This is a genomic window from Kosakonia sp. SOY2 (assembly GCF_027109175.1).
In the GTDB taxonomy this organism is placed as follows: Bacteria; Pseudomonadota; Gammaproteobacteria; order Enterobacterales; family Enterobacteriaceae; genus Kosakonia.
Window position 1 is genome coordinate 469,106 of the sequence record NZ_JAPVXH010000002.1, and the last position, 20,953, is coordinate 490,058.

General features: G+C 55.7%; 22 protein-coding genes. 12 read left to right on the plus strand and 10 right to left on the minus strand.

All coding sequences use genetic code 11. The features are described 5' to 3' along the window. The first annotated feature begins 6 nt into the window (after positions 1 to 6). The 7 genes from ispD (at position 7) to rpoS (ending at position 5,962) form a co-directional block, all read left to right on the plus strand. A complete protein-coding gene (ispD, locus tag O3S68_RS15130; protein ID WP_269231834.1) occupies positions 7 to 717 on the plus strand; it encodes a 2-C-methyl-D-erythritol 4-phosphate cytidylyltransferase in 711 nt (236 codons plus the stop codon). Further along, a complete protein-coding gene (gene ispF, locus O3S68_RS15135) occupies positions 717 to 1,196 on the plus strand; it encodes a 2-C-methyl-D-erythritol 2,4-cyclodiphosphate synthase (protein WP_017457714.1) in 480 nt (159 codons plus the stop codon). The genes ispD and ispF overlap by 1 nt, the downstream gene beginning before the upstream one ends. Beyond that, positions 1,193 to 2,242 (plus strand): tRNA pseudouridine(13) synthase TruD, encoded by a 1,050-nt coding sequence (truD, locus tag O3S68_RS15140; protein WP_269231835.1) that lies wholly within the window; start codon positions 1,193 to 1,195, stop codon positions 2,240 to 2,242. The genes ispF and truD overlap by 4 nt, the downstream gene beginning before the upstream one ends. Then, positions 2,223 to 2,984: a 5'/3'-nucleotidase SurE gene (gene surE / locus O3S68_RS15145; protein ID WP_044489474.1), complete on the plus strand. Its 762-nt coding sequence runs from the start codon at positions 2,223 to 2,225 to the stop codon at positions 2,982 to 2,984. The genes truD and surE overlap by 20 nt, the downstream gene beginning before the upstream one ends. Next, on the plus strand, positions 2,978 to 3,604 hold the full coding sequence (locus O3S68_RS15150) for a protein-L-isoaspartate(D-aspartate) O-methyltransferase (protein WP_020455026.1): 627 nt from the start codon (positions 2,978 to 2,980) through the stop codon (positions 3,602 to 3,604). Before surE ends, O3S68_RS15150 begins: the two co-directional genes overlap by 7 nt. Positions 3,605 to 3,770: 166 nt before the next feature. Then, positions 3,771 to 4,844, plus strand: coding sequence for a murein hydrolase activator NlpD (gene nlpD, locus O3S68_RS15155; protein WP_233500430.1), 1,074 nt, complete (start codon positions 3,771 to 3,773; stop codon positions 4,842 to 4,844). A 125-nt stretch (positions 4,845 to 4,969) separates the two neighbouring features. Further along, the gene (gene rpoS / locus O3S68_RS15160) at positions 4,970 to 5,962 is read left to right on the plus strand and encodes an RNA polymerase sigma factor RpoS (protein ID WP_002442472.1); all 993 of its coding nucleotides are present in this window, start codon (positions 4,970 to 4,972) and stop codon (positions 5,960 to 5,962) included. Between the two features lie 68 nt (positions 5,963 to 6,030). On the opposite strand, the gene O3S68_RS15165 is transcribed toward rpoS, so the two are convergent. Together O3S68_RS15165 and O3S68_RS15170 are read right to left on the minus strand one after the other, a co-directional pair. Next, on the minus strand, positions 6,031 to 6,396 hold the full coding sequence (locus O3S68_RS15165) for a DUF4440 domain-containing protein (protein WP_097406187.1): 366 nt from the start codon (positions 6,394 to 6,396) through the stop codon (positions 6,031 to 6,033). After that, a complete protein-coding gene (locus O3S68_RS15170; protein ID WP_269231836.1) occupies positions 6,393 to 7,601 on the minus strand; it encodes an MFS transporter in 1,209 nt (402 codons plus the stop codon). Before O3S68_RS15170 ends, O3S68_RS15165 begins: the two co-directional genes overlap by 4 nt. Positions 7,602 to 7,708: 107 nt before the next feature. Here O3S68_RS15170 and O3S68_RS15175 point away from each other — a divergent pair, with 107 nt between their 5' ends. Continuing rightward, positions 7,709 to 8,596, plus strand: coding sequence for a LysR family transcriptional regulator (locus tag O3S68_RS15175; RefSeq protein ID WP_269231837.1), 888 nt, complete (start codon positions 7,709 to 7,711; stop codon positions 8,594 to 8,596). Between the two features lie 293 nt (positions 8,597 to 8,889). Here O3S68_RS15175 and mutS read toward each other — a convergent pair whose 3' ends face one another. Then, a complete protein-coding gene (mutS, locus tag O3S68_RS15180) occupies positions 8,890 to 11,451 on the minus strand; it encodes a DNA mismatch repair protein MutS (RefSeq protein WP_269231838.1) in 2,562 nt (853 codons plus the stop codon). Positions 11,452 to 11,594: 143 nt separating this feature from the next. On the opposite strand from mutS, the gene O3S68_RS15185 reads away from it, so the two are divergent. Further along, entirely contained in the window at positions 11,595 to 11,750 is a 156-nt protein-coding gene (locus tag O3S68_RS15185; RefSeq protein WP_269231839.1) for an integrase, read from the plus strand. 381 nt (positions 11,751 to 12,131) lie between these two features. On the opposite strand, the gene O3S68_RS15190 is transcribed toward O3S68_RS15185, so the two are convergent. Then, the gene (locus O3S68_RS15190) at positions 12,132 to 12,887 is read right to left on the minus strand and encodes an SDR family NAD(P)-dependent oxidoreductase (RefSeq protein ID WP_269231840.1); all 756 of its coding nucleotides are present in this window, start codon (positions 12,885 to 12,887) and stop codon (positions 12,132 to 12,134) included. Between the two features lie 170 nt (positions 12,888 to 13,057). Here O3S68_RS15190 and O3S68_RS15195 point away from each other — a divergent pair, with 170 nt between their 5' ends. After that, entirely contained in the window at positions 13,058 to 13,996 is a 939-nt protein-coding gene (locus tag O3S68_RS15195; protein WP_269231841.1) for an AraC family transcriptional regulator, read from the plus strand. A gap of 220 nt (positions 13,997 to 14,216) precedes the next feature. Here the strand turns inward: O3S68_RS15195 and O3S68_RS15200 are convergent, their stop codons facing one another. The 3 genes from O3S68_RS15200 to O3S68_RS15210 form a co-directional block, all read right to left on the minus strand. Beyond that, the gene (locus tag O3S68_RS15200) at positions 14,217 to 14,756 is read right to left on the minus strand and encodes an ester cyclase (protein ID WP_269231842.1); all 540 of its coding nucleotides are present in this window, start codon (positions 14,754 to 14,756) and stop codon (positions 14,217 to 14,219) included. Positions 14,757 to 14,832: 76 nt separating this feature from the next. Beyond that, entirely contained in the window at positions 14,833 to 15,552 is a 720-nt protein-coding gene (locus tag O3S68_RS15205) for an SDR family oxidoreductase (RefSeq protein ID WP_269231843.1), read from the minus strand. A 4-nt stretch (positions 15,553 to 15,556) separates the two neighbouring features. Then, the gene (locus O3S68_RS15210; protein ID WP_269231844.1) at positions 15,557 to 16,666 is read right to left on the minus strand and encodes an alkene reductase; all 1,110 of its coding nucleotides are present in this window, start codon (positions 16,664 to 16,666) and stop codon (positions 15,557 to 15,559) included. A 100-nt stretch (positions 16,667 to 16,766) separates the two neighbouring features. Between O3S68_RS15210 and O3S68_RS15215 the strand changes: the two genes are divergently transcribed. Then, the gene (locus tag O3S68_RS15215; protein WP_269231845.1) at positions 16,767 to 17,678 is read left to right on the plus strand and encodes a LysR family transcriptional regulator; all 912 of its coding nucleotides are present in this window, start codon (positions 16,767 to 16,769) and stop codon (positions 17,676 to 17,678) included. 255 nt (positions 17,679 to 17,933) lie between these two features. On the opposite strand, the gene O3S68_RS15220 is transcribed toward O3S68_RS15215, so the two are convergent. Then, on the minus strand, positions 17,934 to 18,473 hold the full coding sequence (locus tag O3S68_RS15220; RefSeq protein ID WP_269231846.1) for a carboxymuconolactone decarboxylase family protein: 540 nt from the start codon (positions 18,471 to 18,473) through the stop codon (positions 17,934 to 17,936). Between the two features lie 122 nt (positions 18,474 to 18,595). Between O3S68_RS15220 and O3S68_RS15225 the strand changes: the two genes are divergently transcribed. Next, complete coding sequence (locus O3S68_RS15225) at positions 18,596 to 19,528, plus strand: AraC family transcriptional regulator (protein ID WP_269231847.1); 933 nt, start codon at positions 18,596 to 18,598, stop codon at positions 19,526 to 19,528. Between the two features lie 77 nt (positions 19,529 to 19,605). Here O3S68_RS15225 and O3S68_RS15230 read toward each other — a convergent pair whose 3' ends face one another. Then, positions 19,606 to 19,896: a putative quinol monooxygenase gene (locus tag O3S68_RS15230; protein WP_017459230.1), complete on the minus strand. Its 291-nt coding sequence runs from the start codon at positions 19,894 to 19,896 to the stop codon at positions 19,606 to 19,608. A gap of 115 nt (positions 19,897 to 20,011) precedes the next feature. Next, positions 20,012 to 20,947: a GlxA family transcriptional regulator gene (locus O3S68_RS15235; protein WP_020455009.1), complete on the minus strand. Its 936-nt coding sequence runs from the start codon at positions 20,945 to 20,947 to the stop codon at positions 20,012 to 20,014. Positions 20,948 to 20,953 lie beyond the last annotated feature (6 nt).

Here is a 20,953-nt window from a genome sequence, read left to right on the forward strand (position 1 = left end):
CACGACATGTCAGCAATGATCCCGGACGTCTGTGCCGTGGTGCCGGCCGCCGGATTTGGCCGCCGCATGCAAACGGAATGTCCTAAGCAGTATCTCTCCATCGGTGATAAAACCATTCTTGAGCACGCGGTCGCCGCGTTGCTCGCCCATCCGCGCGTTAGTCGCGTGATTATCGCGGTCAGCCCTGGCGATGAACGTTTCGCGCAATTACCCCTTGCCAGCCATCCGCAAATCACCGTGGTAAACGGTGGCGCAGAGCGTGCGGATTCTGTGCTGGCGGGCCTGAAGGCCGCCTCAGGCGCGCAGTGGGTGCTGGTGCACGATGCCGCACGGCCTTGTCTCCATCAGGATGATTTAAACCGCCTGCTGGCGCTGAGTGACACCAGCGGCGTGGGCGGAATTCTTGCCGCCCCGGTGCGTGACACCATGAAGCGTGCCGAACCCGGTAAAACCGCGATTGCTCACACCGTTGAGCGCAACGATTTATGGCATGCGCTAACGCCGCAGTTTTTCCCGTTGCCGCTGCTGCACGACTGCCTGACCCGCGCGCTGAACGAAGGCGCTGTCATTACTGATGAAGCCTCAGCACTGGAGTATTGTGGTTTTCACCCGGAGCTGGTCGCCGGACGCGCGGATAATATTAAAGTCACCCGACCCGAAGATTTACGACTTGCAGAATTTTACTTGACCCATGCAGACCTCCAGGAGAAAGCATAATGCGCATTGGACACGGTTTTGACGTACACGCCTTTGGAGGCGTTGGCCCGATTATCATTGGCGGTGTGCGCATTCCCTTCGAAAAAGGCCTGCTGGCTCACTCTGATGGCGATGTTGCGCTGCATGCGTTGACCGACGCGCTGCTGGGCGCGGCGGCGCTTGGCGATATCGGCAAATTGTTCCCGGACACCGATCCGGCGTTCAAAGGAGCAGACAGCCGCGAGCTGCTGCGTGAAGCCTGGCGGCGCATTCAGGCGAAAGGCTATACGCTTGGCAATGTCGATGTCACCATCATCGCTCAGGCACCGAAAATGCTGCCGCATATTCCGCAGATGCGCGTGTTTATCGCTGAAGATCTCGGTTGCCATATGGATGATGTCAACGTCAAAGCCACCACTACCGAGAAACTGGGCTTTACCGGCCGCGGCGAAGGTATCGCTTGTGAAGCGGTGGCGTTGCTGGTGAAGGCGGCAAAATGACAGATTTTGAGAACCTGACATTTTTGCACGGCAAACCGGGGGCAAGCGGCGTTCTGAAAGCCAATCCGGAAGATTTCGTGGTGGTGGAAGATCTTGGCTTTGAGCCTGATGGCGAAGGCGAGCATATTCTGGTGCGCATCCTGAAAAATGGCTGCAACACGCGTTTTGTCGCTGATGCGCTGGCCAAATTCCTTAAAATCCACGCGCGTGAAGTGAGCTTTGCCGGGCAAAAAGATAAACACGCTGTCACTGAGCAGTGGCTGTGTGCCCGCGTACCAGGTAATGCGATGCCCGATCTCAGCGCATTCCAGCTTGAAGGCTGCAAAGTGCTGGAATATGCCCGTCACAAGCGCAAGCTGCGTCTTGGTGCGCTGCAGGGCAATGCGTTTACGCTGGTACTGCGCGAAGTTAGCAACCGTGCGGATGTTGAGGCGCGTTTGCAGGCCATCACGGAGAAAGGTGTACCGAATTATTTCGGCGCTCAGCGCTTTGGCATCGGCGGCAGCAACCTGCAAGGCGCGCTTCGCTGGGCGCAGAGTGATGCGCCGGTGCGCGACCGTAACAAGCGCAGTTTTTGGTTGTCGGCGGCGCGCAGCGCGTTGTTTAATCAAATCGTCAGCGAGCGGTTGAAAAAAACAGACTTTAATCAAGTTGTTGACGGCGATGCGCTACAATTAGCGGGGCGCGGCAGCTGGTTTGTTGCAACCCGTGAAGAGCAGGCGGAACTGCAAACGCGCGTTGAGGCGAAAACGCTGATGATTACCGCGTCGCTGCCAGGCAGCGGTGAGTGGGGCACACAGCGTGACGCGCTGGCGTTTGAACAACAGGCGCTTGCGGATGCGCCGCAGCTACAGGCGCTGCTGGTGCGGGAGAAAGTCGAAGCAGCGCGCCGCGCGATGCTGCTCTACCCGCAAAAATTGAGCTGGAACTGGTGGGATGACGTCACCGTCGAATTACGGTTCTGGCTTCCGGCGGGCAGCTTTGCCACCAGTGTCGTCAGGGAACTTATCAACACATCGGGTGATTATGCGAATATTGCTGAGTAACGATGACGGGATCCACGCGCCGGGTATCCAGACGCTGGCAAAGGCTCTTAGAGAGTTTGCTGACGTTCAGGTCGTCGCTCCCGATCGTAACCGCAGCGGCGCGTCTAATTCACTGACGCTTGAATCCTCGCTTCGTACTTTTACGTTTGAAAACGGCGATATCGCCGTCCAGATGGGCACACCGACCGATTGCGTTTACCTGGGCGTAAATGCGCTGATGCGCCCGCGCCCGGATGTGGTGGTGTCTGGTATTAATGCCGGGCCGAACCTTGGCGATGATGTTATCTACTCCGGTACGGTTGCCGCTGCGATGGAGGGGAGACACCTGGGATTCCCGGCGCTGGCGGTGTCGCTTAACGGCCATACGCATTATGACACTGCCGCAGCGGTCACCTGTTCCCTCTTACGCGCGTTAAGCCGCGAACCGCTGCGAACGGGCCGTATTTTGAATATTAACGTCCCGGATCTGCCGCTGGATGAGATCAAAGGCATCCGCGTTACGCGTTGTGGTAGCCGCCATCCGGCGGATCAGGTGATTCCACAGCAAGATCCGCGCGGTAACACGCTGTACTGGATTGGCCCGCCCGGTGAGAAATGCGATGCCGGGCCGGATACTGATTTCGCCGCCGTTGATGAAGGCTATGTTTCCGTGACGCCGCTACATGTAGATTTAACCGCTTACAGCGCGCATGATGTGGTGTCGGGTTGGTTGGATCGTGCCGGGGTGAACAGGCAATGGTAAGCAAACGCGTACAAGATCTTCTCAATCAATTACGCGCGCAGGGCATCAAAAACGAGCAGGTGCTTGAGGCGTTGTCACAAGTGCCGCGCGAGAAATTTATTGACGAGGCGTTTGAACACAAAGCGTGGGATAACGTCGCGTTGCCTATTGGTCAAGGGCAAACCATTTCGCAGCCTTACATGGTGGCGCGAATGACCGAGCTGCTGGAGCTGACGCCAGCCTCGCGGGTGCTGGAAATTGGCACCGGTTCGGGGTATCAGACCGCGATTCTGGCGCGCCTGGTGCATCATGTTTGCTCGGTTGAACGCATCAAAGGGTTGCAATGGCAGGCGCGTCGTCGCCTGAAGCAGCTTGATTTACATAATGTTTCTACGCGTCATGGTGATGGCTGGCTGGGGTGGCAGGCTCGTGCGCCGTTTGACGCCATTATCGTGACCGCTGCACCGCCGGAAATCCCGGCTGCGCTGATGTCGCAGCTTGATGACGGCGGTATTCTCGTTTTGCCCGTGGGCGATGAACTCCAGCATTTAAAGCGGGTTCGTCGGCGGGGAAGCGAATTCATTATCGATACCGTTGAAGCCGTACGCTTTGTGCCGCTGGTGAAAGGCGAACTGGCCTGAGAAACAGAGTTTTCCTGGGTTTTTCAGGCAATAACAGCGTATGGTGAGCACATTTGCCGTAAACGTTCACGGTTATCTTTAAGTCATTGGTAATTTACATATTGTTGGGGGATAAATGAGCGCGGGAAGCCCAAAATTAACCGTAAGCCGTGTTGCGGCATTATCACTGGTTTCACTTTGGCTGGCAGGGTGTTCAAATTCCACTAATGCTCCGGCCCCGGTTAGTTCCGTTGGCGGCATGAAGAGCGCCAGCAGTAATAATTCCAGTTCCGGTATGTTAATCACGCCGCCGCCAAAACTTGGCACGTCCGCGCAGCAACCGCAGATTCAGCCGGTACAGCGTCCTGCCGTTCAGCCGACGCAGATCCAGCCCGTCGCACAGCAGCCCGTTCAGACGGTGAACGGCCATATCGTCTATAACCGCCAGTATGGCAATATTCCTAAAGGCAGCTACACCGGTGGCAGCACCTATACTGTTAAACGTGGTGATACGCTGTTTTATATCGCGTGGATCACCGGGAACGATTTCCGTGACCTCGCGCAGCGTAATCACGTTGCCGCGCCGTATAGTCTGGAAGTCGGACAAACATTGCAGGTTGGCAATGCATCCGGTACGCCAATCACTGGTGGTAACGCCATAACTCAGGCTGATGCTTCTGCGCAAGGAATCGTCTCAAAACCTGCACAAAATTCAACCGTAGTGGTTGCTTCGAAACCGACAATTACGTATTCTGAAGATTCAGGTGAACAAAGTGCTAACAAAATGTTGCCGAACAATAAGCCTGCGACTATCGTCACAGCGCCTGTTACGGCTCCTTCTGTAAGCTCAACCGAACCGACTGCCAGCAGTACCTCAACCAGCTCGCCAATTGCTTCATGGCGCTGGCCGACTGATGGCAACGTTATCGACAACTTCTCTGCGACCGAAGGTGGCAACAAAGGCGTCGATATTGCGGGCAGTAAAGGGCAGGCTATCGTCGCGACCGCAGATGGGCGCGTTGTATATGCCGGTAACGCACTGCGCGGTTACGGTAATTTGATCATCATAAAACATAACGATGATTACCTGAGTGCCTACGCCCATAACGACACAATGCTGGTCCGGGAACAACAAGAAGTTAAGGCGGGGCAGAAAATCGCTACCATGGGTAGCACCGGAACCAGTTCTACACGCTTGCATTTTGAAATTCGTTACAAGGGGAAATCCGTAAACCCGCTGCGTTATTTGCCGCAGCGATAAATCGGTGCAAAGTGAATGAAGTGCTCCCCATTTGAGTCGTTGCAGCGTGCGCAGATGCCGCTGCAGCCGGCAAAATGAGTAGTCTTCAGGTGCTTTGCCCAGGGATCACGGGTAGGAGCCACCTTATGAGTCAGAATACGCTGAAAGTTCATGATTTAAATGAAGACGCGGAATTTGATGAGAACGGAGTAGAGGCTTTTGATGAGAAAGCCTTAGTAGAAGAGGAACCCAGTGATAACGACCTGGCTGAAGAGGAGCTGTTGTCGCAGGGTGCAACCCAGCGTGTTTTGGACGCGACTCAGCTGTACCTTGGGGAAATTGGGTACTCCCCGCTCTTAACGGCCGAAGAAGAAGTTTATTTCGCACGCCGTGCGCTACGTGGTGATGTAGCCTCTCGCCGTCGCATGATCGAAAGTAACCTGCGTCTGGTGGTGAAAATTGCCCGTCGTTATAGCAATCGTGGTCTGGCGCTGTTGGATCTGATTGAAGAGGGTAACCTGGGGCTGATCCGCGCCGTTGAGAAATTTGACCCTGAACGTGGGTTCCGTTTCTCAACATATGCCACCTGGTGGATCCGTCAGACCATTGAACGGGCAATCATGAACCAAACCCGTACGATTCGTCTGCCAATCCACATTGTTAAAGAGCTGAACGTCTATCTGCGTACTGCTCGCGAGTTGTCCCATAAACTGGACCACGAGCCGAGCGCGGAAGAGATTGCCGAACAGCTGGATAAACCTGTTGATGATGTCAGCCGTATGCTGCGTCTCAACGAGCGCATTACCTCAGTTGATACGCCGCTGGGCGGTGATTCTGAAAAAGCGCTGCTGGATATCCTGGCCGATGAGAAAGACAACGGTCCGGAAGACACCACGCAAGACGATGATATGAAACAAAGCATCGTTAAATGGCTGTTCGAACTGAACGCCAAACAGCGTGAAGTGCTGGCGCGTCGTTTCGGTCTGCTGGGTTATGAAGCTGCAACACTGGAAGATGTGGGCCGCGAAATTGGTCTCACTCGTGAACGTGTTCGCCAGATTCAGGTTGAAGGTCTGCGTCGTCTGCGTGAAATCCTGCAAACGCAAGGGCTGAATATCGAAGCGCTGTTCCGCGAATAAGCACCATTTCACGACAAAAAGGCCGCTCGCAGATGACGCGGCCTTTTTTCTTTGTTCTCAATCCACCGTCACGCTGCCTGCGCCGTTTCATGCAAATGACGCCACAACACGCGTCCTTGCTGAAATTGAAACACCACTGTCGACCAGCGCACATGCTCACCCTGCGTTTCCCGGTAGCCTATTACCGCGCCATCCTCCCACTCCGCCAGCGGTTCGATGTTATCTACCACGATCTTCAGCCCTGCTCGACTACCGCGCTGCGCCTGGAAAAAACCGGCAAGGGCCGCGTAGTCCAGAGATGCGCCGGAAAGCGTCACCATGGAAAAGTTTTCGGCAAAGCGCGCCATCAATGCCTCCAGCTCACCTTCACCCCGGCTGAGCCAGTTTTCGATGGCGATATGCGCGTCAATAATTTCAGTAATATAGGCTTTCATGGTTTCTCCTGATGCAGATAGTGCAGAGTTTGTTGGTTATTCAGTCGCAGGGCGGCCACCAGCGGTAACAAGGAAAAGGCGGCAGCGGTAATAAATGTGCCGCGCCAGGCCAGCAAAGGGGAAAACAGATGCTGTAACGCGCTCAACACCAACGCCAGCAAGGTTGTCCCGAGGAAGAAGCTCAGTTGCCGGTTAAGATTCCATAGCGCGCTGGCATCGGGCATCTCATGATGGGGAATCGTCAAAAAGGCACTGCTTTGCGCGGTGCTGCTGCACAAACTCCCACCCGCACCCATCAGGGTAAATGCTGCGGTAACGACGCTGGCAGGCGTCTCTGGCGTAACGCCCGTCAACATCAGCATTCCGACAGCCTGCAATAAACAGCCGGTGATGATTAATGGTCGCGGGCCAAGGCGGTTGAAATAACGGCCGCTAAAACAGATCGCGGCGAAAGACGCCAGCGACCACGGGATCATCAACGCGCCGGTCATTGCTGGCGACATCCCGGCGATGCGTTGCAAATAAAACATGCCCACCACACTCACACCGATGAACACCCCCGGCACACAGAGATAAATCAGCATGGCGAAGCGCAGCAGCGAATTGCGCAGTAAGGGTAAATGCAGCAGGCGCGACGACCCGCCTGCCACAGGCTCGTCTTTTAGCCACAGGCTCGCGAGCAGCAGCGTTAGCAGCGCAACAGGCAGCGTGGCGAAGAAAATCCAACGCCAGCTAAAAGACTGTACCAGCACGCCACCGATCGCGGGCGAACAGGCGGGAGCCAGCAGTGCGACCAGCATCACGGCGGAAGAGACTTTGGCGCGTTCATGAGGCTCAAATTGTTGCCAGGTTAACGCTTGTCCCACCGGGATCAGCAGCCCGCCGCCTGTGCCTTGCAGCACGCGCCAGAAAATCAGGCTGCCAGCGGAGTTAGCGCAACCTGCCGCCATCGCCGCTGCGCTAAATACAACCAGTGAAAAGATAAAGACGCGTCGAGCGCCAAAACGTCTGGTTAGCCGGGCGCTAAACGGTATTGCCAGCGTTAAACCGGCGATATAGCCGTTGCTGACCCATGCCAGCGCAGAAACCGACGCCTGCAAGCTAACCGCCATCGCCGGAAACGCTACGCTGGCAATAAACATGTTGATTAAGTCGAGAAAAAAGCCCAGCAGATATACCACCGCGACCCTGTTGCGATACACCATTTTCTGCCCTCCTGTGTGGAGGCGTAATGTAACGGGGCCATGGGGCGGGATAAACGGCGCGCCGGGCGATATACTGTCAAAATTATTTTTACAATGATGGAACCCCGATGCTCAATTTATCGCGTATGGCTATCTTTGTTGCCGTGGTCGATACCGGCAGTTTCACCGCGGCTGCCGTTGCACTTGGGCAAACCAAAGCGGTGGTCAGCTTTAATATCCGCCAGCTTGAAAATGAGCTCGGCGTAACCTTGCTGCTGCGCTCAACGCGGCGGTTAACGCTAACCGATGCGGGGCGTGTGTTTTATCAGCGCGGCGTTGAGTTGCTCAATGCCGCAGAGTCCTTGCAAGATGACGTCCGGGCAAGCCACGTAGGTTTATGCGGTGAGCTGCGGATCACCAGCACGCCGGAGTATGGCGCACAGGTTGTGGTTCCGGTGCTGGCGGCGTTCGGTCAGGATCATCCCGGTTTACGCATCCGCCATGTGGCCTCGTCTCAGCATAATGATTTGATTTCAGAACGTTTTGATGTGGCGATCCGCTTAGGATCGCTGGCGGATTCGCGCTACCACGCCGCGCTGATTTCACGCTTCGCGATTGTGCCAGTGGCAACGCCCGAATGGCTGCGCGCCCATCCTGTGACCTCGCTGCAATCGCTGGCGCAGGCGGAGTGGATCATTCATGAGCGCTTAAACACACCGCTGCGCTGGCAGGTTACCGATGCCAGCGGGCGCAGCGAAACGCTGGAAATCACCACGCCAGCGCGGTTATCCGCCGATAGCGCGCAGGCGTTAATGGCATTCGCGCTGGTCGGTTGCGGTGTGGCGTTGCTACCGCTATGGCTGGTGCAAACGGCGCTGGACAGTCACCGGCTTGTTCATCTGTTGCCGGAATACCGCTTCGCGCAGCAGGGGGTTTATGCCGTGTATGCGGATGCGCAGCATCAGCCGGCCAAAGTCCGCGCGTTTGTGGATTTTTTGCGTGCTCGTCTGGCTTAGTGCTGCCCCGGCTTTTTAGCTCATCAGGCACACTTAAACGACCTGAAAATGTGGCATCCAGAGGCTGTGCGGAAAACGGACCGGCACCGTTAATAAAGTGCGAGACACCCTATGGCCATCCAGGCGAGTGATTACCGACAAAAGGCGGCTGAATGCATGGTCATCGCGAACCGCTGCGCCGTTGCACAAGCGTGTTTTGCATGACACAGCTAAGGTTTGATACTGCACCGAAGATGTCGGCGTGGCTGGCGAATAAGGGAAAATCCCTCTCCGAGCGGGAGAGGGAAGAGGGGTTACAGCAGGTTTTTCAGACGGTAGATCCACTCCAGCGCCTGGCGCGGCGTTAAGCTGTCCGGATCGAGGTTTTCCAGCGCTTCAACCGCCGGATTTGTCTCTTCCGGTGCCGCCAGCAGCGACATTTGTGTGCCGTCGATCTGCGTGGCTGCCGCGCTCGGCGACAGGCTTTCCAGCTCGCGCAATTTACCGCGCGCGCGCTTGATCACCTCTTTTGGCACCCCCGCCAGCGCGGCGACCGCCAGGCCGTAGCTCTTACTGGCAGCGCCATCCTGCACGCTGTGCATAAAGGCGATGGTATCGCCGTGCTCCAGCGCATCGAGATGCACATTCGCCACGCCTTCCATTTTTTCCGGCAGTTGCGTCAGCTCGAAATAGTGGGTGGCAAACAGCGTCAGCGCTTTGATCTTATTCGCCAGATTTTCCGCACACGCCCACGCCAGCGACAGGCCATCGTACGTTGATGTCCCGCGGCCAATTTCGTCCATCAGCACCAGGCTGTTTTCCGTGGCGTTATGCAGGATGTTAGCGGTTTCGGTCATCTCCACCATAAACGTGGAACGCCCGCTGGCCAGATCATCCGCCGCGCCGACGCGGGTAAAGATGCGATCGATTGGCCCGATCTCCACCTTTTGCGCCGGAACAAAGCTGCCGATATAGGCCAGCAACGCAATCAGCGCGGTCTGGCGCATATAGGTACTTTTACCGCCCATATTCGGGCCGGTAATGATCAACATCCGGCGCTGCGGTGACAGGTTCAGAGGGTTGGCGATAAACGGCTCTTTCAGTACTTGCTCCACCACCGGATGGCGGCCTTCGCTAATGCGAATGCCCGGTTTTTCGCTGAAGGTCGGGCAGCAGTAATTCAGGGTATAAGCACGCTCCGCCAGGTTGACCAGCACATCCAGCTCGGCCAGCGCGGCGGCGCTCTGCTGCAAATCCGCCAGATGCGGCATCAGCAGATCAAACAGTTCGTCATACAGCTGTTTTTCCAGCGCCAGCGCTTTGCCTTTGGAGGTCAGAACTTTGTCTTCGTACTCTTTCAGTTCCGGAATAATGTAGCGCTCAGCGTTTTTCAGGGTCTGACGGCGCACATAGTGAATCGGTGCCAGGTGGCTCTGCCCACGGCTGATCTGAATGAAATAGCCGTGCACCGCGTTATACCCCACTTTCAGCGTATCCAGCCCCAGCCGCTCACGTTCGCGGATCTCAAGGCGGTCGAGATAATCGGTCGCGCCATCTGCCAGCCCGCGCCACTCATCCAGCTCGGCGTTATAGCCCGGCGCAATCACGCCGCCGTCGCGCACCAGCACCGGTGGCGCTTCAATGATGGCGCGCTCCAGCAGTTCGCGTAACTCGACAAATTCGCCCATTTTTGCACGCAGTGCCTGTACCGGTGCGCTGTCGATATCCGCCAGTTGGCTGCGCAGTTCCGGTAATTGCTGAAAAGCGTAACGCATGCGCGCCAGATCGCGTGGACGGGCTGTGCGCAGCGCCAGACGCGCCAGAATACGTTCCAGATCGCCCACCTGACGCAGCACCGGTTGCAGCTCACTGGTGTGTTCCTGCAACGCGCTGATGGTTTGCTGGCGCTCGGTCAGCACTTTCGTATCGCGCACCGGCATATGTAGCCAGCGTTTGAGCATACGGCTGCCCATCGGCGTGACGGTGCAGTCGAGCACCGAGGCCAGCGTGTTCTCGACACCGCCCGCCAGGTTCTGGGTGATCTCCAGATTTCGGCGCGTCGCCGCATCCATAATGATGGTGTCCTGCTGGCGTTCCATGGTGATGGAGCGAATATGCGGCAGGGCGGTACGCTGCGTGTCTTTCACATATTGCAGCAGGCAACCGGCGGCGCACAGACCGCGCGGTGCGTTCTCGACGCCAAAACCGACCAGGTCCCGCGTGCCGAACTGCATATTTAATTGCTGGCGCGCGGTGTCAATTTCGAACTCCCATAGCGGGCGGCGGCGCAAACCACGACGGCCTTCAATCAACGCGGTTTCCGCGAAATCTTCCGCATAGAGCAATTCCGCCGGATTGGTGCGTTGCAGCTCGGCGGCCATGGTGTCGCGATCCGCTGGTTCGCTAACGCGAAAACGCCCGGAACTGATATCCAGCGTCGCATAGCCAAAGCCTTTGCTGTCCTGCCAGACGGCGGCGAGCAGGTTGTCCTGGCGCTCCTGCAACAGCGCTTCATCGCTGATGGTGCCAGGTGTGACAATGCGCACCACTTTGCGTTCTACCGGCCCTTTGCTGGTGGCGGGATCACCGATCTGCTCGCAAATCGCCACCGATTCACCCAGGCTCACCAGCTTCGCCAGATAGTTTTCCACCGCATGATGCGGCACACCTGCCATCGGAATCGGCTCACCGGCAGACGCACCGCGTTTGGTCAGTGAAATGTCCATCAGTTGCGAGGCGCGTTTGGCGTCGTCGTAAAACAGCTCGTAGAAGTCGCCCATACGGTAGAACAGCAGAATATCCGGGTGCTGTGCTTTCAGTTTCAGATACTGCTGCATCATTGGCGTATGCGCGTCGAAATTCTCTAGTGTACTCATCGGTTTATGATGTCCATTTTCTTAAATTTTAATGAGTTAGTGATGTTTGTTGTTCTCATTGAGTTTCACTTTGTCTCATTGGATCTCATGAAATCCTGCATTTCGCTTCATAAAGGCGTGGGGAGCATGATAACGGAGTCTTTATGGCAGGAAAACAAGAGGCAAAGCCACTGTCGTTTAAAGCGATAGAAATGATGAAACCAGGTGACAAAGATAACGTAGATATTGGCGATAATCGTGATTTACGTGTCGCCAGCCGTACGGTATGTATCCCGCCCAGGCAGATCTTGTGCTTTTAGCTCTCTGTCCGGTTCATGCCATAACTTTTTCGCTATCCGCGGCGCATAGCGATCGACTGGAAAGCATCATGCATGCTATGAGCGGGAAGCGACTATTCGCGCATATTTTCATAAGACTGAACTGAACCTCAGCAGCGAAACCCGCTATCAGCAATTAACAAAGCTGAGTAACCTGTTTTTATGCCAGTGGGTGGGGCTTATGGCGTTTGCGGTGTTTACGGGTTCTGGAGGATGGTTTTTCAGATAGCGTGACGCTTGATAACCAGGCATTCGCAAACGTCACCGCAAGAGAGCCAATAATCGATTCAGGTATTAAAAAATGCTGATGACAGACAGGCGAAACGATAGATCCCACCCGGAGTGGAATCTATCCCCGTGAGATTAAATCGACTGCCCGCCGGAAACTTCAATGCGCTGTCCAGTGACCCATCGGTTGTCCTCACCCAACAGGCTGGCAATCATTGGACCGATATCATCAGGCAGTCCCACGCGACCCAGCGCAGTCATGCCTGCAAAGGCTTTGTTGTAATCGGGAATGTCACGTACAGCGCCTCCCAGGAAGTCCGTTTCGATAGCACCTGGTGCAATGGCATTGACGGTAATGCCGCGGCTGCCCAACTCTTTAGCCATATAAACGGTGAGCACTTCCACCGCGCCTTTAGCCGCCGAGTAGGCCGAGAACCCAGGGAATGACACCCGCGTCAGACCCGATGAGAAATTGATGATCCGTCCGCCATCGGCCAGGATCGGCAGAAGTGACTGCGTCAGGAAAAATACGCCTTTCACGTGGACATCAAAAAGCGCGTCAAACTGCTCTTCTGTCGTATTCACGAAGTCGGCCATTTCACCATGCCCGGCGTTATTGATCAGATGGTCGAACGTATTGCGCCCCCAGGTGTCTTTCAATGCTGCGCTGACGGCGGCCACGAAATCGCGAAAGGAGGACACGTCGCGCATGTCCAGTTGAAGGGTCATTGCCTTACGACCAAGGGACTGGATATCAGCCGCCACGGCATCCGCAGCTTCTTTACCATTACGATAGGTGATGATCACATCGCCGCCATGGCGGGCAATGTTCAGTGCAGTATTACGACCAAGGCCCCGACTGGCACCGGTCACAAGAGAAATGGTTGTCATAAAATATCTCCTGATATGTGGAGATAAAATACTATCCATCACAGCGCATTTTAGGTTGCCCGATAATCGCGAAAACTTGCCTGATAATTTTGAATTTTCTCTTCAGTCAGAACTGCACTAAGATTAGCGCACGATCTAATAACATTTATTAGCCTAAAAATATGACGGCGATGACCCGATTACCTGAAGAATGCGTCTCTGGCACTGACGAATCTGGCGGAGCAAAGACGACGGCGGCGCTCCTGCGGGTAGCGCGGAAATATGCCGACGCGCACCTCAATAAAGACGGTGTGGCAACAACCCCCATTCCGGGGGTGTTTATCTTAAGCGAAGCCGCACCTTCCTTGTTGCAGTTCGCTATTACTAAGCCGCTGGTCGCACTTGTGCTGCAAGGGCGCAAGCGCGTGACGATGGGCAGTCATACGTTCGATTTCGGCGCGGGGGAGTCTTTGCTGGTTACTATGGATGTGCCGACAGTCAGCCAGGTTATCACCGCCAGCGCTGCCGCCCCATATTATTCACTGGTCGTGGAACTTGACGCCGCTGTGATTACCGAACTGGTTGGCGATATGGAAAAACTGGAGGTAATGCCGGATTTGCCTGTAAGGGTTGACCAGATCGAAGAGGATGTTGCAGACGCTGCGTTACACCTGCTGAAATTGCTCGACAGACCGCACGCGTTGAAAATGCTGGGTCGCCAGTTAGTGCGCGAGTTGCATTACTGGCTGCTGTCCGGCCGCTATGGCAAATCTATGCGCGCCCTGGGAAATATTGATAGCCATGCCCGCCGGATCGCCCGGGCTATCGAGATTATCCGGACTAAGTACGATCAGCCGTTGCGAATCAAAACACTGGCCGATGCTGCGGGGATGAGTATCTCGGTATTTCACACGCATTTTCGCAACGTCACGACGCTCACTCCACTGCAATTTCAAAAACAGTTGCGTCTGGTTGAAGCTCGCAGACGTATGCTTGCGCAAGGCGCTGCGATCAGCACCGCTGCCCACGGCGTGGGCTATGAGAGCGTGACGCAGTTTACACGTGAATATTCGCGCATGTTCGGTCAGCCACCGGCTCGCAGTATCCGTGAAGCGCACAAAAGTGAGTAGTCGGTGAAGCCCGTTGAACCTACGGGTGACAGTAGCCCGGCTTTAACAGGCGGCATCGTTTTCACGGCACGCCTCTGCACCCGCAGCTTATTCAGGCATCATCAGGAATAACCGGCTTCGCCTGCCATTTCCGGCAGGCTTAAAATAAGTGCTGGTGTTTAATGAAATATCCCAACCCTTGCCCTACTGCCTGACAGCATCATCCTTCCCCGGCAGCCATTTACAACGCACCCAGTTGTTTCATCAGGGTCAGATTATCTTCAAGATGCCAGTTCGCGATAATTTTATTGTTCCTGACCTGGTAGATATCCGTCGCGATAAAATCCACCTGCTGGCCTTTACCTTTCAGTTTGCCGAAGGTTCCCGTGAAATGTCCGCGGAAATGAAGGTGCGATACGACTCGATCGCCTGCAACGATCATCTGCTCAACCTCGCAACGCAGATCCGGGACGGCGGTGCGGAAGGCGCGGGAAGCCAGAAGCGCGCCTTCCGGCCCCTGTTTGCGGCCTTCAGGCGGTGTCTTGTCGACAAAATTATCGGCCAGCGCCTCACGGGCCAGGGCTTCATCGCCGGTATCCCAGAATGTTGCGTAACGCCTTGCGACGGTTTCAAGTGCAGCTACGTGGGCGGATGATAAGTGGCTTTCCGCAATCAATTCATGGGGTTTCACCAGCTCAAGCGGTGCAGAAAACACAGCGCTGGTCACAGGAAGCAGCATAAGCGTCGCCAGCCGGAAAGAGTAAAACCTTAACTTATTCATAAAAAGATCCTTTATTTAGCCTCAGAGAAACAGGTGATCCGGGCGCATTTCAGCCGCCCGCAGATAAACGTGAGGTTTAGTTAATTAGCGCGCCGCCTTCGATATCCAGCAGGGTTCCGGTGACAAAGGGATTGTCCATCACGAACAGATAGCCTTTTGCGATGTCCTCTGCCCGCCCGAAGGCTTTTGCCGGCAGATTTTCAGCGGCAGACAGCAACATTTTTTCGCGGGCAGCAGGCTCCATGCCTGCATGCGCCTCGGTATCTGTCAGCCCCGGGCTCACCGCATTTACGCGCAGCGGAGAAAGCTCTTTCGCCAGCACCTTAACGGCTGACTCCAGAGCCGCGTTCATGGTGGTTTTGACGATAGCGCCCGCAACAGTGCGGCGGGAAACAAAGCCACTGGTCAGCGTCAGAGTGCCCCGGGCATGGATATTTTTACTCAGATGCCTGGCAACATGGATGCTGCCCCAGAATTTGGTGTCGAAAGCCAGCCGGGCCTCGTTCAGATTCAGTGACGTGAGCACCCCGCCTGGTGCATGCGATCCCGCCGTCACAATAATGTTATTTACCTCTCCGAGCGTCTGGCTAAGCTGGATCACCTCCTCCTCTTTGCTGATATCAAGGACGACAGTATCCACAGATGCGCTTTTCTGGCTCAGCAACTCTCTGGCTCGCGCCAGCTTTTCACTGTTCCTTCCGGCAAGGATCAGGCTTCCTCCCTGTTCAGCCAGCGCGCGGGCCACAGCAAAGCCAATACCGGAAGCCCCGCCGATGATTAATGTTTTTTTCGCCATCACTTTACGCCTCGTCGGTTTTGTAGAACGGATAATCGGTATAGCCTGCGCTGCTTCCGCCAAAGAGCGTGGCGGGATTGTTTACGGTCGCTAAGGGAAGGTGATTCCTGAGCCGGTACGGCAGGTCAGGGTTGGCAATGAACGGGCGGCCAAAGGCAATCAGGTCGGCCAGACCCGCCTTAAGGAGTTTGTCCGCTTTGTCCTGGGTATAATTTCCGGCGACGATAAGCGTGCCGCTGAAGGTGGCGCGTAATGTTTGACGAAAATCATCAGGCACCTGCGGGGCATCGTCCCAGTCAGCCTCTGCCAGGTGGATATAGGCGATACCTCTCTTTTCACACCATGCCGCCAGCGCGAGGATCGCGTCAGTCACCTGCGGGTCGTTCATTCCGCGCTGGGTGATGAACGGGGAAAGGCGTATGCCCGTGCGCGTATTGCCGATAGCGTCGCTGATGGCTTCCAGCACCTCCTGTGCGAAACGGATCCGGTTAGCCAGGCTGCCGCCATACTCATCGGTACGTTTGTTTGATGTCCGGCGAAGAAACTGATCGATCAGATAACCATTACCGCCGTGCACCTCAACACCATCAAAACCGGCGTTAATAGCGTTTACTGCGGCCTGCCGGTAATCAGCAATGATCTGCTGAATATCGGCATGCTCAAGTGCCCGCGGCACCGGACAGTCGACCATATGTCCTTCACCCTGCTCATCCACCACCCATACCTGGGCATCGGGCGCGAGCGCAGACGGCGCGACCGGTTTGCCGTCTTTATGGAAACCCGCATATGACATGCGCCCAACGTGCCAGAGCTGGGAGAAGATAATCCCGCCTGCACGGTGAACGGCTTCGGTGGTGAGCCGCCATCCTTCAACCTGCTCAGCGGAGTGCAGACCAGGTGTCCAGGAGTACCCCTGCCCCTGAGGTGAAATCTGCGTGGCTTCGGTAATGATCAATCCCGCGCTGGCACGCTGCTGGTAGTAAGCCGCCATTAATGCGGAAGGAACGTTTCCCGGCTGTAACGCCCGCGCCCGCGTCATCGGCGCCATCACGATCCGGTTTTTCAGGCTGAGCGCCTTCAGGTGGTAGCTCTCAAAAAGTGTACGATTTCCCATTTTCTGTCCCCCGTAATGAATCTTTAAAAGCACTTTACGCGGCGTCAGATATTTTGATAATGGCATTAAAATATGATTCTCTTTTCAGGATTACTGAATAATGGGAAAGCTTGAAGATATGGCACTGCTGGTTGCCGTGGTGGAGGCGGGCGGGCTTTCGGCCGCCGGTCGCCGGATGGGGCTTTCGCCGGCAACCATGACCGCAAGGCTGAAGGCGATTGAAGAGCGTTATCAGACCCGGCTATTCCACCGCTCCACCCGCGCTATTACCATGACGCGTGCGGGTGAGGAGTTCTATCACGCGGCACTGCGCGTACTGGATGAAATGAACCATGCTGAGTCGCTGCTTACACAAAAAGAAGGGGTGCTCAGCGGTAATATTCGCATTTCGGCCCCCTCCGATTTTGGCCGACAGTATCTCAGCCCGGCCCTGCTTGATTTTTCCCGGCTGCATCCGGCAGTGAAAAGCTCGGTATACCTGGGCGAAAATGTCGCCGATCTGGTCGCCAATCGTCTGGACATGAGCATTCGCTTCGGAAACCTGCCAGACAGCAGCCTGGTCGTCAGAAATATCCGCCCGAATCACAGGGTACTGGTCGCTTCCACTAACTATCTCCGGATGGCAGGCACACCAGCGGCCATTGAGGATCTGCACAACCACCGATGCCTTGCGCTGGAACTGCGCGGAATGGTCATGAACGAATGGCGTTTTGAGCATGACGGTAAACAGAGCGCAGTACGCTTTACCCCAGCCATGGTATGCGACGATGGCGCGCTACTCCGCCAGTGGGTGTTGGCGGATGCGGGGATTGCCAGCAAGTCATGGTGGGATGTAAAGCGCGATGTGGAACAGGGGAGGCTGCACCTGCTGTTTGCTGAAAGTTTTATTGGGTTCAGCCGCTTTGATAAAAAAAATGTCGGGCTGCAATTTGTCTATCCGCAGCGACGGTTGCAGCCGCTGCCGGTTACCGCCTTTACCCAGTTCTTCATTGACTGGCTGGAAAATGAGTAAAACTCGCCGACCAGCTCCCGGTTTTTTAACTCGCCGTTGCGTTAGTCATGGGCGTTTTTGCACTCAGCAGATGATCGTATAACGTACATCGTGCTCATTGGTCAGGGATGTTCATTATCGCGAAAGGTATGAGTGAGTCTTTTGTGGTTGTGGTTCGCGATCGCTCTGCCAGGGCGGCATGATAACGACGTATGGGGGCCTGGAAACGGGAAGGAAAAACCAGGCTTCCCGCAAATGGGGAGGCCTGGCGGAGCGTTACAGTGCGGCGGCTTGCGGGAAATCCACAACCGTGTCGTTGACGCGGTTAATCATATTGGTAAACAGAATGGCGCTGATAGCGCTGATTATCTCAACAATCTGACGATCCGCGAAACCGGCGCTGCGCAGAGGTTCAACTTTTTCTGCCGGCAGCGTACCGTGCGTGGTGACCACGGTTTTTACGAATTTCAGCAGCGCGTCAATGTGCGCATCTTCAGGGAATTCGCCACGGCGCAGCTGTTGCGTTTGTTCCACGCTATAACCCGCCATTTTTCCTGTTAACGTATGCGCGGCCAGGCAGTAGTCACAGCCGGAAATTTCACTGACCAGTAAGTTGATTGCTTCCAGCTCTTTTTTATTCAGCGAACTTTTTGCCAGTGCGGCATTATGTTGTAACGCCTGAGCAAGCATATCCGGGGCAATGCCAATGGTCTGGTAGGCATTAGGTACTTTACCCATCGCTTTCTTAATGGCACCGAAAAGATCGGCGGTTTTATCGGTAGCGTTTTCGGGTTGAATGGATGTTAAACGGCTCATGATTATCTCCTGTCAGTGTATGGGTTCCGCCGTATCGGCGATGTGCTCATCATAGGGAGATAGCTTGCGGGTAACTGTTATACATCGTCTCTATTTTTTGTCTTATCGTCTCAGAGGGAAGTGTGGATAGCCTCAGCCAACTGCTTGCGATGCTGGCGCCACTATGCGCTGTAAACCTCCACTGCCGCTTTGCCGGGCGGTGGGAAGCCGACCATCAACAACTCGCGCCTGGCGTGGTGCCCTGGCATGTGGTTTTGCACGGCGAAGCGAGGCTGGTGGTAGAAGGCAGAAATGTGGATGTGTGCGCAGGTGATGTGCTCCTGCTTCCCCACGGTTCGCCGCATCTGCTTCAGAGCCTGGTCGAGTGGGGGCAGATTGTTCCGGCGCTAAAGCATGACAACGGCATCCTGACAGAAGTCCGAAGCCCGGCGAAGGGCGCAGCGGTGGAAGTGCTGTGCGGTGAATTTGATTTTGGCCCGCACAGCGGCTGGTTGTTTGCCCATGAAAGCCGCCTTATTCATTTGCAAACAAACCACTGGCAGGCGTGTCCTGAACTGGAAATGTTGCTGATGATGCTGGTGCGGGAAAGTCTCGGTTCGTTGCCGGGGAATGCGACGATTGCCAAAGGGCTGGCCGATACGCTGCTGGCGCTGATCTTGCGTCTGTTGCTCGCACTACATGAGCCGCCCGCCGGTCTGCTCAGGCTGATGAGCAATAAACGGCTTGCTCCCGCGTTGCTGGCCGTCATCGCCGATCCTGCGCACCCGTGGACGCTGGAAACCATGGCCGAACGATGTTTTTTATCCCGCGCGACATTTGCCCGCTATTTTGCCCGCAGCTATCCGCTTACGCCGCAGGCGTGGCTTTCCCAGTTGCGTATGGCGATGGCCTCGCAGTTACTCATTACGCACGCGGGTTTAACTATCGACGCCATCGCCGAACGATGCGGGTTTCTTTCGCTGTCCTCGTTTTCGAAAGGGTTTAAGCGGCTGTATGGTGTGAGCCCCGCGCAATACCGAAAAAGCCGAACCCATCTGCAAACGCCTCAGCCATAGTGGCTGTGCATGCAAAAACGGGCTGGCAAAAATCGCCAACCCGTTTAAAGATTTTGCTCACTGAAAACCATCAATGATTAAGCACCGCTGCTCAGGGTCATGACGTTAAGATCGGCGAGCCCGTCAATGGCGCTGACTAACGCCCTGAATGGCGCGGCCTGGCTGTGTTGCTCCAGCATTTTTGCCGATGCCCAACGCTCAATCATCACGAACTGGTGGTCGTTTTCACGGTTGACATGTAGCTGATAAGAGAGACAACCCGGTTCGCCCTGCACATCGCGTTCAACGGTTTTAAGCGCCCCGGCCACCTTTTCACGGCTACCGGCATGGGCGGTAATGGTTGCAACAACCGTTACGGTATCGTTCATTTTATGCTCCTGATTTCATGAGAAAGTTCAGGTTAGTCTACGCCGCCTGCCAGCATAAAAAACCCATTTCTGGCATTAGCTCTTTCACCGCAGGAATGAAAATCGGTATGAAACCTCAGCGACCGGTGCGCAGCGACTGCGGCGGGATACCGTAACCACGCACGAAAACTTCCCGCATATGGCGACGATCGCGAAAACCGGCTTCACGGGCAATTGTATCCAGCGAAAGCCGGCTTTGCTCAATCATCAGCCTCGCCGCTTCCAGCCGTAATCCTTCAATCGCTTTCGCTGGCGATTTGCCCGTCTCCTGGCGAAACAGGCGGCTGAGCTGGCGGGCGCTCACGTGAACCGCATCGGCCAGCAGTTCCACCGTCAGCGCTTTTTTCAGATTATTGCGGGCGTACTCCAGCGCGCTTTGCAGCCGATCCGAGCGCGGTGCCAGCGCCAGCATTTCAGAGTGCTGCGTCTGCCCGCCGGAGCGGCGTTGATTCATCACCAGCCGGTGCGCGACGACACGGGCTGCCTCGGCACCCAGATCTTTTTCCACCATGCCGAGCGCCATATCCAGCCCGGCCGTCATTCCGGCGGACGTCCAGATACGATCATCAATAATAAAAATACGATCGTCTTCAAGCTGAACGTCAGGATGTTGCAGCACCAGGCTTCGGGCATGCGCCCAGTGCGTGGTGGCGCGCTTTTTCTCCAGCAAACCTGCCTGCGCCAGCACAAATGCGCCGGTGCAGATCCCCGCGATGCGGCGCGCCTGTAGCGCGGTGGTTTGCAGAAAGTGAACAATGCCAGCGCTGGCCGGTTCATCCACGGGCGACAGCACACCCGCGACCAGCCAGGTGTCGATTTGCGTGACGCTTTCCAGCGCTCGGGACTCGACGCCAATACCGGATGAGGAATAAACAGTGCCGCCGAATTCTGAGTAGACCGTTGGCTGATAAAATGCTTCACCGGCAACCATGTTGGCGAACTCAAACACCGTCAAGGTGGACAGCGCCAGCATCTGAAAATGGTCGGAAATAAGTAATCCAATTTTGTGCATCGCGAC